This is a genomic window from Burkholderia sp. E168m22, assembly GCF_001319805.1.
In the GTDB taxonomy this organism is placed as follows: Bacteria; Pseudomonadota; Gammaproteobacteria; order Burkholderiales; family Burkholderiaceae; genus Burkholderia; species Burkholderia orbicola.
In genome coordinates this window covers 37,718-50,025 of record NZ_BBSK01000096.1, presented here as the reverse complement: position 1 = coordinate 50,025, position 12,308 = coordinate 37,718, and the positions used below count along the sequence as shown (strand labels likewise).

Genomic DNA, 12,308 nt, shown 5'->3' with positions numbered 1-12,308 from the left:
CCTTGAAAGCATGCAAGGCTCTTGGGTAGGTCGACGCGGCAAGGTGCCCCGCTCAAATCCCCGCCATCTCCCGCAACCATTCCGCCAGCCGCCGCGCCCCGTCCGGCATGTCCGCGTCCTCGCGCGTGCACAGGTAGTAATCACGCCCGTCGTCCAGCGCGTGATCGGACAGTTGCACCAGCTCGCCGTTCGCCAGTTCGCGCTGGACCAGCGGCGCGCGCAGCAGCGCGGCGCCGAGATCGGCGCGGGCGGCGCTCAGCGTGAGCTGGCCGTCCTCGAACATCGGCCCCACCGCGTGCGATACGTGCCGCACGCCGGCGCCCTGCAGCCAGTTGACCCACGTGCTGCGATCCTCGTCATGCACGAGCGGCGCGCGGGCGAGATCGGCCGGCGTGCGGAACGGCCCGTGACGCTTCAGGAACGACGGGCTGCACATCGGCACCATCGCGCCCGGCAGCAGCCGCTCGCAGCGGTAGCCGGGCCAGTCGCCGGTGCCGAAGCGGATCGACAGATCCGACGCATCGCTTCGGTAGTTGCGGTGATGTGCGTACAGCACCGTGACGTCGACATCGGTGTTGTCGGCCAGGAACGCATGCAGCCGCGGAATGAACCAGCCGATGCCGAGCAGCGGAATCAGGCTGACGGTGATCTGGCGCAGCGACGAACGATCGCGCACGAAGCGTGTGGCGCTGCGCAGCACCGAGAACGCCGCGCTGATCGACCGGTAGTAGTCGCGTCCCTCGTCCGTGAGCGCGAGCAGCCGGCCTTCGCGCACGGTCAGCGGCGTCTGGATGAACGCCTCGAGCAGTTGTAACTGATGGCTGACCGCCGACGGTGTGATGTCGAGTTCGCCCGCCGCCGCGGTGACCGAGCCGAGACGCGCGAATGCTTCGAACGCACGCACCGCGCGCAGCGGCGGATCGTGCGGCAACTGTTCGATATTTTTCATGTATCGAATTTTATCGAAAAATCAGAGTAAGCGACAACATAAAAATACCCTTTATTTACAGTGATGTGCGTTAATGTGTCGGGAACGGCATAAGCATCCAATAATTGGGTATTTGGGGTTTGAGTGTCGAATATTTAATATTTTTCATGTTTTTTTGATCCGACTGACCGGTCCCCGCACATGAAAATCGCTTTCTTTTCCACCCATCTCGCCTTCTCCGCGGCCGCCCTGGTCGCCACCGTTCCCGCGTTCGCGCAGTCCGCTCCGCAGACGGTCCTGATCGGTCTCGCCGCGCCGCTCACCGGCCCGTCCGCGCGGATCGGCAAGGACTTGCAGAACGGCGCGCAACTCGCGATCGACGACGCGAACGCGAAGCATCCGACCATCGGCGGCAAGCCGGTCGTCTACAAGCTCGTCGCGGCCGACGATCAGTCCGACCCGCGCACGGCCGTCGCGGTCGCGCAGCAACTCGTCGACCAGCACGTGATCGGCGTCGTCGGTCACTGGAACACGGGCTGCAGCGTGCCGGCGTCGCGCGTGTACCGCGATGCGGGCATTCCACAGATCGCGCCGGCCTCCACCGGTCATCAATACACGCAGCAGGGCTACGCGACGGCGTTCCGCATCATGGGTCACGACGATGCAGGTGGACACTTCACCGGTGCGTACGCGGTGAAGACGCTGAAGGCGAGGCGCATCGCGGTGCTCGACGATCGCACGTCGTTCGGCGCGGGGCTGGCCGACCAGTTCATCAAGGGCGTGCAGGCGAACGGCGGCACGATCGTCGATCGTCAGTACGTGAACGACAAGACGACCGACTTCAGCGGCGTGCTGACCGCGATCAAGGGCAAGCGCGCGGATCTCGTGTTCTTCGGCGGCCTCGACGCGCAGGCCGCGCCGATCGCGCGCCGGATGCGCCAGCTCGGCGTGAACGCGCCGCTGCTCGGTGCGGGCGGCTTCGTGAGTCAGACCTTTCTGTCGCTCGCCGGCAAGGACGGCGACGGCGTGACGGCGCTCGAACCGGGCCTGCCGCTCGACCGGATGCCGGGCGGCAACGCGTTCGACACGCAATACCAGGCACGCTTTCACGCGCCGATCGAACTGCATGCGCCGTTCGCGTACGACGCGGCCGCCACGCTGATCGCGGCCGCGCAGAAGGCCGGCACGACCCAGCCGGCGAAGCTGGTCGCGGCCGTTCGTGCGATCGTGCGGCCCGGCGTGACCGGGCGCATCGCGTTCGACGCCGAAGGCAACCTGAAGGACCCGGCCTTCACGATCTACCAGGTGCGCGGCGGCAAGTGGGCCGTCGTCGACGTGCTCGGCGGCTCGCGCACCGCGGCCAAGTAACGACAAAACGACAAAACGACAAAAAAACCAGGACGATCCCCATGACAGAAGCGCACCCGACATCCGCCGCCGCACCCGAGGACACACGCCTCGGGATCCTCGCGCGGCGCCGCATCGAAGCGGAAATCATCAAGCCGATCTACGAGATCATGAAGCGCGAGTTCGGCGCCGAGCGCGCGCAGGCCGTGATCGCGGAGGCCGTGCGCGGCGCGGCCGTCGACGCGGGCCGGACGTTCGCCGCGCAGGAGCCGGACGGCACGAGCGTGAAGTCGTTCATCGCGCTGCAGGTGCTGTGGGAGAAGGACGATGCGCTCGACGTCGAGGTGCGGCGCGCGGACGACGCGCACTACGACTACGACGTGCATCGCTGCAGCTATGCGGAGATGTATCACGCGATGGGGCTCGGCGAGATCGGCCACCTGCTGAGCTGCGCGCGCGACAGCTATTTCATTCAGGGCTATGCGCCGGACATCGCGCTCACGCGCACCAGCACGATCATGCAGGGCGGCAAGCGCTGCGATTTTCGCTATGCGCTGCAACGCGCGCCGGAGAACGGCGATGCGTAACGATGCCGATACCGCGCGCATGCCGCGCGTCGACGGCGACCGCCTGTGGGCGTCGCTCGAACGGATGGCGCAGATCGGCGCGACGCCGAAGGGCGGCGTGTGCCGCCTCGCGCTGACCGATCTCGACCGCGAGTCGCGTGACCTGTTCGTGCGGTGGGCGCGCGACGCCGGCTGTACGGTGCGCGTCGACCGGATGGGCAACGTGTTCGCGCGCCGCGCAGGCCGCAATCCGGACGCCGCACCGGTGATGACGGGCTCGCACGCCGATTCGCAGCCCACCGGTGGCCGCTACGACGGCATTTACGGCGTGCTCGGCGGGCTCGAAGTCGTGCGCGCGCTGAACGACGCGGGCATCGAGACCGAGCGCCCGGTCGACGTCGTGATCTGGACCAACGAGGAAGGCTCGCGCTTCGCGCCGGCGATGGTGTCGGCCGGCGTGTTCTCGGGCGTCTATACGCTCGAATACGGGTTGTCGCGCAGCGACGGCACGGGCCGGACGATCGGCGAGGAGCTCGAACGGATCGGCTACGCAGGCGCGGAGCCGGTTGGCGGCTATCCGGTGCACGCGGCGTACGAACTGCATATCGAGCAGGGCGCGATTCTGGAACGGGCCGGCAAGACGATCGGCGTCGTGACGGCCGGGCAGGGGCAGCGCTGGTACGAGGTGACGCTCACCGGGGTCGACGCGCACGCCGGTACGACGCCGATGGCGTTCCGTCGCGACGCGCTGGTTGGCGCGGCACGGATGATCTCGTTCATCGAAGTGCTCGGCCGCCGCTACGCACCGGATGCGCGCGCGACGGTCGGGATGATCGAGGCGCGGCCGAATTCGCGTAACACGGTGCCGGGCGGCTGCTTCTTCACGGTGGAATTCCGTCACCCCGACGATGCGGTCCTCGATGAACTGGACGCGGCGCTACGCGCGGAACTCGCGCGCCTGGCCGACGAAACCGGCCTCGGCGCGCGGATCGAGCAGATCTTCACGTATGCGCCGGTGCCGTTCGCGCCACGCTGCATCGACACGGTGCGTGACGCGGCGCGCTCGCTCGGACTGTCGCACATGGACATCGTGTCCGGCGCGGGCCATGACGCGTGCTATGTCGCGCGTGTCGCGCCGACCGGCATGATCTTCGTGCCGTGCGTCGACGGGCTGAGCCACAACGAGGCCGAAGCGATTACGCCGGAATGGGCGACGGCGGGCGCCGACGTGCTGTTGCGCGCGGTGTTGCAGAGCGCGCAGGAAGCGTAAGCGCGCCGGGTGCGGCCGGATGGATGGCGCGCGTTATTTTGCCGTCTTGCGCCGCGCCATGTACGCGAGATACGCGACGATCTGGTCGAGTTCGCGATCGCTCAGTTGATCGGGCGGAAACGCCGGCATGCTGCGGCCCGGCCAGTCGCGTACCGACGCCGGATTGCGGATGTAGCGGCGCAGCGCGGCGGGCTGGAAGTAGTCGACCGGGTTCATCGGCGTGTTCAGGTCGGGGCCGGCGTGGCTGCTGCCCGCGCCGTCGACGCGGTGACACGCGAGACATTGCGTGACGAACAGGCGCTGGCCCGCGCGGGCCGGGTCGTTCGCGGGCAACGCGGTGTCGACCGCGAGCGACGGCCAGCGCGCGAGCGGTGACGATTCGATCGTGATGCGCACGATCTGGTACGGCCACTGCTCGCCGCGCACCGACGACGCGTCCGGCCCGAGCCAGACGAGATAGAACGGCCCCGCGCTGACCTGCTTGCCGGGCAGCTTCGGCCATGGATGGGCCGGGTCCTCGATCGCGAGCCACGGGATCGCGCCGGCCGGCGCGCGGCGGCGCACGAGCTCGAGCGGCAGTTGCGCGGCGAAACCGTCGGCCGCGCGCGTTTCGAGCACGCCGTCGGCCGGCAGCGGCGTGTCGCCGAGCAGCGCGGCGAACGGCACCGCGCGGAACGTCATCGGCCGCCCGTAGGCGATATCGCGCGGCACGTGGATGGCGGCCGCATCGGCGCGCGCGAGCAACGTCTGGCGGGTGAGGGCACGCGTCGTGCCGTCGGTGTCGAGTTCGAGCGTGGACTGGGCCGACGCGCGTTGCCCGAGCAGGCAAACCGTCAGCAGCACGAGCGAAAACCACTGGCGCTTCAGCATTCGTTCTCCGGGAAGGGGCGTTCCGGCGGCGGCAGGAGGCGGGACGCCGCGGCCGATGGAAGGAATCGGGCGACAGTCTAGCCGGTACGGGCGGCGCTGGCGAATTCGGCAGAGGAAAGGCGCGGCAGTTGGGGTCGGGCAGGCCCACGACGGCATGCCCGACTACCGGGCGACCGAGTGGGCGAGGTGTCGTCTGTCGCGGCGTGGTTCGGACGGCGGAAAGACGACGGGCACGGGGAGACACGCGGCCAGTCCGCGTTCACGACGACAGTGCGTTACCGGAGCGCCGTCAATGACTCGAACACGACACTTCGTTCTTCGGCATCGGCGTGTCCTGCTTCGGATCGAAATCGGCTTCGCGCAGCCCCGACGGCGTCAGCGACACGAAATGCATCGCCGTGCCGCGCGCCGGGAAGCCGGCGATGCCGGTCGAGCCCCACGGAATCGGCGAGCGCTGCACGCCGCTTACCTTCATGTCCGCCGGCGTGAGCGCGAGCGTCAGCAGCCGCCCGTCGCGGGTCGGCACATACGCGTGCGTGCCGACGACGCCGAGGCCCGATTCGCGCACCGACGCGGGCAGGCAATCGAGCGTCGCCGTGCGGCGGCCGTCCGGCGCAATCAGCATCGCGACGCCGCGCTCGTCCGCGGTCGTCGTGACGACGATGAAACGGTCGATCTCCGGCACATAGGCGGCTGAATACACGTAGTACTGGATCGCATCGTTCAGCGATCCGAGTTTGTCCAGTTTCGCGGTGACCGGGTCGAACATCGCGTATTCGAGCGTCGCGTCCGTGCTGCCGTCGATGAATTTCTGCCACACGAGCAGCGCGTTGCGCGGCGAGCCCGCGATCACGGGCCACCACTCGCGGCGGCGCGGCGCGACCGCGACATGGTTCAGCACGCGCCCGGCCGCGTCGTAGGTTTTCAGGTAGACGCCGTTGCCGCTGCCGAGGTTGTCGACCCCGCCGCCGTTGACCCAGTCCGCGGAATAGAACACGACGAAGCGGTCGGCGACCGTCGCGACGTGACCCGAGTGGCCGCCCGATTCGACGTCGTTCGGGTAGGGCTTGATCGGTTTCAGGTCGCGGCGGTAGACGCCGTAGCGCTGGCTGACTTCCTGCGACGTATTCCAGCCATCCTCGAACGTGACGAAGATGTCGCCGTGCGCGTTCTGCGCGATCGAGACGGGCTCCTGCGCCTCGGGGCGGCTGATGAACGTGCGCACGCGCAGCACGCGCGGCTCGCCGGGCGCCCATTCGCCGACGTACACGTCATGCGGCCAGCTACCGCCGCGCCGCGCGCCGCGCGGCACGACACCCGAGCTGCTGAAGAACACCCAGCGTTTGCCGTCACCGGCGTCGGCCACGCCGATGCCGTGCATGAAGCGCCGCGGGTCGCCGGTGTCCTGCGGCGCCGGGGTGCTCGGCACGGTGACCGTATGCACGACCGGCGCGCCGGCAAAGGCAGGCGGCGACGCCGTGCCGATGCCGCCCGCGCCGCAGAGGGCAGCCATGGCCAGCCGCATGACCGCCTGTACCGGGCGCGTTCGTCGCGTCATTCGACGGTCACCGATTTCGCGAGGTTGCGCGGCTTGTCGACGTCCGCGCCGCGTGCGCAGCCGACGTGATACGCGAGCAGTTGCAGCGGAATCACGTTGACGATCGGCGACAGCAGGTCGCCCGATTCGCGCACGCGGATCAGGTGCGTGTCGCGGTCGGCGTCGATCTCGAGCTGATTGCCGGCCAGCACGTAAAGCCGCCCGCCGCGCGCACGCACCTCGGCCATGTTGGACTTCAGCTTCTGGAACAGGCGGTCGTCCGGCGCGATCGTGACGACCGGCATCGCGCTCGTGACGAGCGCGAGCGGCCCGTGCTTCAGTTCGCCGGCCGCATAGCCTTCCGCATGGATGTACGACACCTCCTTCAACTTCAGCGCGCCTTCCAGCGCGATCGGGAAATGGATGCCGCGCCCGAGGAACAGCGCGTTCTCGGTGCGGGCGAACTTCGTGGCCCAGCCCATGATCTGCGTTTCCAGCGCGAGCGCGTGGCTGATGCGATCGGGCAGCGCGCGTAATTGCTTCAGGTGCGTCGCGACTTGTGCCGCATCGAGCCGGCCGCGCAGTTGCGCGAGCGTCAGCGTCAGCACGAACAGCGCGACGAGCTGCGTGGTGAACGCCTTGGTCGACGCGACACCGAGTTCGGCGCCGGCCCGCGTGAGGAACCGCAGCGGCGCGTTGCGCGCGATCGTGCTGGTCGCGACGTTGCAGATCGCCATCGACAGGTCCTGGCCCATCGCACGCGCCTGCTCGATCGCGCCGATGGTGTCGGCCGTTTCACCCGACTGCGAGATACCGACGACGAGCGTGCGCGGATCGGCCACCGTGTCGCGGTAGCGGTATTCGCTGGCGATCTCGACCTGCGCCGGCACGCCCGCGATGCTTTCGAGCCAGTACTTCGCGGTCAGGCCCGCGTAGTAGCTGGTGCCGCAGCCGAGCAGCAGCACGCTTCTCACCCGCGACAGCAGCGCGCGCGTACCTTCCGTCGCGTCGAACAGCGCCGGCGAGATCGCGTCGATGCCGTCGAGCGTGCTGTCGATCGCCTTCGGCTGCTCGAAGATTTCCTTCTGCATGAAGTGCTGGTACGGGCCGAGCGCGGCGTCGTCCGCGCGCGCCTTCACTTCGCACAACGGGCGCCGCGCTTCCTGCCCGCCCGCATCGACCACGGCGATGCGCTCCGGCGTGATCAGCGCGACGTCGCCGTCCTCCAGGTACACGAAGCGGTCGGTCAGGTCGCCGAGCGCCGCGCAGTCGGACGCCAGGTAGTTCTGCTCGGCGCCGATGCCGATCACGAGCGGCGAGCCGGCGCGCGCGGCGACGAGGCGCTGCGGCTCGCGCGCACTGAGCACCGCGATCGCGTACGCACCGTGCAGCCGCTTGACGGCGCGTACGACCGCGTCGAACAGGTCGTCGCGATAGAGGCTGTGGATCAGGTGCGCGATGACTTCGGTATCGGTCTGCCCGCGGAACGTATAGCCGCGTTGCTTCAGTTCGGCGCGCAGCGTGTCGTGGTTCTCGATGATCCCGTTGTGCACGACCGCGATCGTGTCGCCCGACATGATCGGGTGCGCGTTCATTTCCGATGGCGCGCCGTGCGTCGCCCAGCGCGTATGCGCGATGCAGGTCTGCGCTTCGAGGCCGAGCGTCAGCACGCGGTCCTGCAAGTCGGTCACGCGTCTCAACGTGCGTTCGCTGCGCAGGCGGCCGTCGCCCTGCACGGCGATGCCGCACGAATCGTAGCCGCGATATTCGAGCCGGCTCAGCGCGTTGACCAGTTGCGGCACTTGATTGTTCCGGCCGCTTGCTCCGACGATTCCGCACATGATTCACCTCGTCTCCAGGAAGTTGTCGACTGGCGCGTGTCGCGCGCCAGCACGGTGTCGAAAGCGGTGCCACGTCGCGCGGCAGGCGTCGCGCCCGGCGCGGCACGTTTCCGGCGATTCATTCGCGCGGTTGTGGCTCGGCATGCGCGATCCACTCGATGCCGGAAATCGACCCGTTCGCATCGTGCGACGCGACGAGAATGCGCGTCGTGCGTCGCGCGCCGCGCCGGCGCTCGCTCGCGAACGCGGTCGGCGGTACCGAGCGCACCTTCACGCTGGCCGAGCGCCGCAGCATCTTCGACACCCGCAACCGGTACGCGAGCGGATGCACGACGCGCCCCGCGATCAGCCACATGACGATCGTGCCGGCGATCAGCGCGATGCTCGTCACGTAGAACACGATCTGTTCGATCGGCATCTCGGCCTCGTTGAACGGCAGCAGGTAACGGTACGTATAGATGCAGATCGAGGCCCATACGCCCCCGACCAGCGCAGGCCGCACGAGACGGAACCACGCGACGAGCACGGGCCCGACGATGTTGCCGCGTTCGGCGATCATGTCGCGCGGTGCGCGCAGGGAAAGGTCAATAATCGGCGCGTTCTTCATGTTGAATGCCTCGGTCGGGACTGACCCAAACGGCGCGCTTGCCACGGCCCCGCAGCACGACGGCGGGCAGGGCGATGACGGTGGTGATCATGCTGATCAGCCAGAACGCGACGGGGTACCAGATGGTGTCAAGGAAGTACATCAGGAGTTTTTCGTCGTAACGACGATCGATCATGCTGCCGATGATCAGCTGCAGGATGCAGGTCGCGACCAGCAGCATCCCGTGCCAGTGCGGCACCACGGACACATGCCAGTTCGGCGGAAGCGGATAGACGACGTCGATCAACGCGAGCAGCAGGATGAACGTCATCGAGTACGCCCACGCGATGCCGATCAGGTATTCGGCGAACAGCGGCCACATCATCATCTGCGTCGGCCGCATCAGCGTGCCCGCGTACTTGAGCAGCACCTGGATGCCGCCCTTCGACCAGCGCAGCCGCTGCCGGTAGAGCCCCTTCACCGTCTCCGGCATCAGGATCCAGCTGAGCGCGTGCGGCTCGTACACGACGCGCCAGTCGCGGCATTGCAGCTTCCAGCTGATGTCGATGTCCTCGGTGAGCATGTCCGAGCTCCAGTAGCCGACGTCGGCGAGCGCCGTCTTGCGGAACATCGTGATCACGCCCGACACCGTGAAGATGCGGCCGTACACCTGTTGCGTGCGCTTGATCAGCCCGACGATCGACGAGAATTCGCCGACCTGCATGCGGCCGAGCAGCGACGTGCGCGTGCGGATGCGCGGGTTGCCGGTCACCGCGCCGACGCCCGGGTCGGTCAGGAAGTGCTCGAGCATCCAGCCGATCGCATCGTGCGCGAGCAGCGCGTCGCCGTCGATGCACAGCAGGTATTCCGCGTTCGACACGGCCGCCGCGGTCGTCAGCCCGACCGCCTTGCCTTCGTTGCGCGCGTGATGGATCACGAGCAGCCGCGGGATCTCGACGGCCAGCTCGTTGAGGATCTCGCCGGTGCGATCCTTGCTGCCGTCGTTGACCGCGATGATGTCGTAGTTCGGATACTGCATCCCGTTCAGGTGGCCGATCACGCTGCGCGCGTTCGCGGCTTCGTTGAAGCAGGGCACGACGATCGACACCTTCGGGATGCCGCTCGACGCGATCGTGCGCGTCGACAGCTCGCGGCCTTCCTCGAGCAGGAAGTAGTGCACGACGCCGCCGATCATCCACAGGTACGACATGAAGAACGGATAGTAGAAGACGAAATCCTGCAGGCGCTGGATGAGGCTATGGGAGGTCATGGTGTCTTGGTTCCCTGCGAGTGCTGCATCTGCATCAGCGCGTTGATCGAGGTGGGGTCGAGGCGCGATTTCAGCGACATCACGTCGCGCATCGCGTCGAGTTCCGGCTGGCCGTTCAGGAAGTTGTCGGGGTAGTAGCCGAAATTCACGGCGCCCTCGCTGCGCAGCCGCCGCATCTGCGCGAGCAGCGTGCCGGCCGGCACCGCCTTCTGCCCGTGCCAGTCGTATGCCTGCAGTTCGAACACGGTGCGCTGCAGCCCACGCTGCTTCGCGCGTACGGCCTTCACGAGCTGGTCCAGCCAGCCTTCCGGGTCTTTCGCCTGTTCCATGTACGGCATCGCCATCAGCGCGACGTAGTCGTAGGCGGCGAGGAAATCGTCGTAGTTCTGCGCGAACCACGCTTCCGATTCGGGCTTGAGCACCGGCATCGCGAAGATGTTGCGCGCGGTCAGCACGTCGCCGACGTTCTGGTGCGCCAGCACGATCTGCTCGAGTTGCCGGGTCATGTCGATCAGGTAGCGCGTCTTCTGGCGCGTCCAGCGTTTCATCAGGTCGGGGTTCTCGCGGATCTTGCCGATGTCGGCCGGCAACCCCCATTGCGAATAGGTGCGCAGCGCATGCCGGCCCCCATCCTCGTAGTCGTCGAGCACCGCGTCGTCGCTGAACAGGATGCCGCTGAACGACGCGTGCTTGCTGAGATCCTCGTAGATCTGCTGGATCATCAGCCGCGCATCGGGATCGAACGGACTCAGCCGGAACACGCGCGTGCCGTTCTCTCTAGCCGGCGCACCGCCGAACGCGCTCACGGCCTGGAGCGAGCGGAGCTTGTCGGGGGACGGCCGGAACGCGAGCACCGGCATCCACGCGTACACCTGTACGTTGGCGCGCGTATTGAGTTGCCACGCGGCACGCGAGAACAGGTCGGAACGCATCGGCAGGTGCCGGTTCGGGAAATACACCGCTTCGGCCACGCCCGTGCCCTTCGGGTCCGCAAACGCCTGCAGGTACACCGATTTCGGCTGCATCCGGTAGATGCGCTCGATCAGCTTGCCGAGATTCGCTTCCTGCCGTGCGGGATCGGGATCGTAGACCTGGTCGAGATCGACCTGCACGGTGCGCTCGGGCACGTCGACGTCGCCGCGGTTCGACGCCGGTTCGCGCATCGAGCGCTCGAACCCGCCGATGTCGACGTCGTACATCATCAGAATCCGTCTCAGTCGGTCGAGCGGCACGTCCGGCGTATTCGGGCCGGCATCGAGGCTGAACTGGACGTCCATGCCGAGCGACGTCGAGATCTGGCGCACGGGCTGGTTTTCCGCGCCGTACGGCCACACCATCGAGCGCGCGACGATACCGGTGCGTTCGCGGATCTGCCGCACGCACGTCTGCAGGTCGTCGTGCACGCGGGCGTGGAACTCGGCGTCGGTCTCGTAGCGTTTCTGATCTTGCAGGTAGAGATGCGACGTGGTCGCCGGCAGCTCGTTGCCTTGCGGATTCGCGACCGCGCCATGGTGGAGATTGTGGGTGTGGCAGCCGAGCTCGACGAATTCAGACTGGCCGAGCTTCTTCACCTCGTCCCACGACAGGAAGTAGTCGCGCGGCACTTGCACCTTGTCGCTGATGCGGATCGGCGTATCCGGCGGCGTGTCGATCCACGCGGTGACGAGGCCCATCACGGCCGGATACTTGAAGCGCTCGAGCAGCGGCAGCACTTTCGTGTAGTGGCTGCGGAAGCCGTCGTCGAACGTGAGCAGCACGGAGCGCGGCGGCAGCGGCTTGCCGCCGCGGCGCGACTCTTCGATCTGCTTGACCGTGATGGTGTGGTAGTTGTTGGTCTGCAGCCACGAGAAGATCGCGGTCAGCGTGCCGGTATCGACCGCGAACGGATCGATGATCGCGGTCGGCGACGAGAACGACGCCATCAGGTTGTCGCGCACGTCGTGCATGCAGATCACGCGAAACGTCTTGCCGTCGGCCGGATCGGACGGCGGCAGCAGATCGATCATCTTGGCGCCGGTCACGCCCGGGAACAGCGAACAGGCGGCAAACGTGCCGAGGCATCCGCACATGAAGGTCCGTCTGGATTGCATTCA

The 12,308-nt window shown here is 67.5% G+C and carries 10 protein-coding genes; 3 read left to right on the top strand and 7 right to left on the bottom strand.

The window, feature by feature from the left end:
- Nucleotides 1-52: 52 nt before the first annotated feature.
- A complete protein-coding gene (locus AP428_RS21725; protein ID WP_011547970.1) occupies nucleotides 53-949 on the bottom strand; it encodes a LysR substrate-binding domain-containing protein in 897 nt (298 codons plus the stop codon).
- A 180-nt stretch (nucleotides 950-1,129) separates the two neighbouring features.
- Between AP428_RS21725 and AP428_RS21720 the strand changes: the two genes are divergently transcribed.
- From AP428_RS21720 to AP428_RS21710, 3 genes are read left to right on the top strand one after another with little or no spacing between them, the layout of a single operon-like run.
- Nucleotides 1,130-2,296, top strand: a complete 1,167-nt coding sequence (locus tag AP428_RS21720; protein WP_011547969.1) for a branched-chain amino acid ABC transporter substrate-binding protein — start codon at nucleotides 1,130-1,132, stop codon at nucleotides 2,294-2,296.
- A gap of 41 nt (nucleotides 2,297-2,337) precedes the next feature.
- The gene (locus AP428_RS21715; protein ID WP_011547968.1) at nucleotides 2,338-2,862 is read left to right on the top strand and encodes an L-2-amino-thiazoline-4-carboxylic acid hydrolase; all 525 of its coding nucleotides are present in this window, start codon (nucleotides 2,338-2,340) and stop codon (nucleotides 2,860-2,862) included.
- Complete coding sequence (locus AP428_RS21710; protein ID WP_011547967.1) at nucleotides 2,855-4,111, top strand: Zn-dependent hydrolase; 1,257 nt, start codon at nucleotides 2,855-2,857, stop codon at nucleotides 4,109-4,111. The genes AP428_RS21715 and AP428_RS21710 overlap by 8 nt, the downstream gene beginning before the upstream one ends.
- A 33-nt stretch (nucleotides 4,112-4,144) precedes the next feature.
- Here AP428_RS21710 and AP428_RS21705 read toward each other — a convergent pair whose 3' ends face one another.
- From AP428_RS21705 to pgaB, 6 genes are all read right to left on the bottom strand, one after another.
- Nucleotides 4,145-4,981, bottom strand: coding sequence for a cytochrome c (locus AP428_RS21705; RefSeq protein ID WP_011547966.1), 837 nt, complete (start codon nucleotides 4,979-4,981; stop codon nucleotides 4,145-4,147).
- A 289-nt stretch (nucleotides 4,982-5,270) separates the two neighbouring features.
- Complete coding sequence (locus tag AP428_RS21700; RefSeq protein ID WP_011547965.1) at nucleotides 5,271-6,539, bottom strand: hypothetical protein; 1,269 nt, start codon at nucleotides 6,537-6,539, stop codon at nucleotides 5,271-5,273.
- The gene (glmS, locus tag AP428_RS21695) at nucleotides 6,536-8,359 is read right to left on the bottom strand and encodes a glutamine--fructose-6-phosphate transaminase (isomerizing) (protein WP_011547964.1); all 1,824 of its coding nucleotides are present in this window, start codon (nucleotides 8,357-8,359) and stop codon (nucleotides 6,536-6,538) included. Before glmS ends, AP428_RS21700 begins: the two co-directional genes overlap by 4 nt.
- Before the next feature lie 118 nt (nucleotides 8,360-8,477).
- Nucleotides 8,478-8,966, bottom strand: coding sequence for a hypothetical protein (locus AP428_RS21690; RefSeq protein WP_011547963.1), 489 nt, complete (start codon nucleotides 8,964-8,966; stop codon nucleotides 8,478-8,480).
- Nucleotides 8,944-10,215, bottom strand: a complete 1,272-nt coding sequence (gene pgaC / locus AP428_RS21685; RefSeq protein WP_011547962.1) for a poly-beta-1,6-N-acetyl-D-glucosamine synthase — start codon at nucleotides 10,213-10,215, stop codon at nucleotides 8,944-8,946. Before pgaC ends, AP428_RS21690 begins: the two co-directional genes overlap by 23 nt.
- Nucleotides 10,212-12,305 (bottom strand): poly-beta-1,6-N-acetyl-D-glucosamine N-deacetylase PgaB, encoded by a 2,094-nt coding sequence (gene pgaB / locus AP428_RS21680; protein ID WP_011547961.1) that lies wholly within the window; start codon nucleotides 12,303-12,305, stop codon nucleotides 10,212-10,214. Before pgaB ends, pgaC begins: the two co-directional genes overlap by 4 nt.
- Nucleotides 12,306-12,308: the final 3 nt, after the last annotated feature.

Coding starts and splice junctions, on each gene's coding strand:
- AP428_RS21700 (WP_011547965.1), bottom strand. CDS start 6,539: ATGACGCGACGAACGCGCCCGGTACAGGCGGTCATGCGGCTGGCCATG.
- pgaC (WP_011547962.1), bottom strand. CDS start 10,215: ATGACCTCCCATAGCCTCATCCAGCGCCTGCAGGATTTCGTCTTCTAC.
- glmS (WP_011547964.1), bottom strand. CDS start 8,359: ATGTGCGGAATCGTCGGAGCAAGCGGCCGGAACAATCAAGTGCCGCAA.
- AP428_RS21720 (WP_011547969.1), top strand. CDS start 1,130: ATGAAAATCGCTTTCTTTTCCACCCATCTCGCCTTCTCCGCGGCCGCC.
- AP428_RS21715 (WP_011547968.1), top strand. CDS start 2,338: ATGACAGAAGCGCACCCGACATCCGCCGCCGCACCCGAGGACACACGC.
- AP428_RS21690 (WP_011547963.1), bottom strand. CDS start 8,966: ATGAAGAACGCGCCGATTATTGACCTTTCCCTGCGCGCACCGCGCGAC.
- AP428_RS21710 (WP_011547967.1), top strand. CDS start 2,855: ATGCGTAACGATGCCGATACCGCGCGCATGCCGCGCGTCGACGGCGAC.
- pgaB (WP_011547961.1), bottom strand. CDS start 12,305: ATGCAATCCAGACGGACCTTCATGTGCGGATGCCTCGGCACGTTTGCC.
- AP428_RS21705 (WP_011547966.1), bottom strand. CDS start 4,981: ATGCTGAAGCGCCAGTGGTTTTCGCTCGTGCTGCTGACGGTTTGCCTG.
- AP428_RS21725 (WP_011547970.1), bottom strand. CDS start 949: ATGAAAAATATCGAACAGTTGCCGCACGATCCGCCGCTGCGCGCGGTG.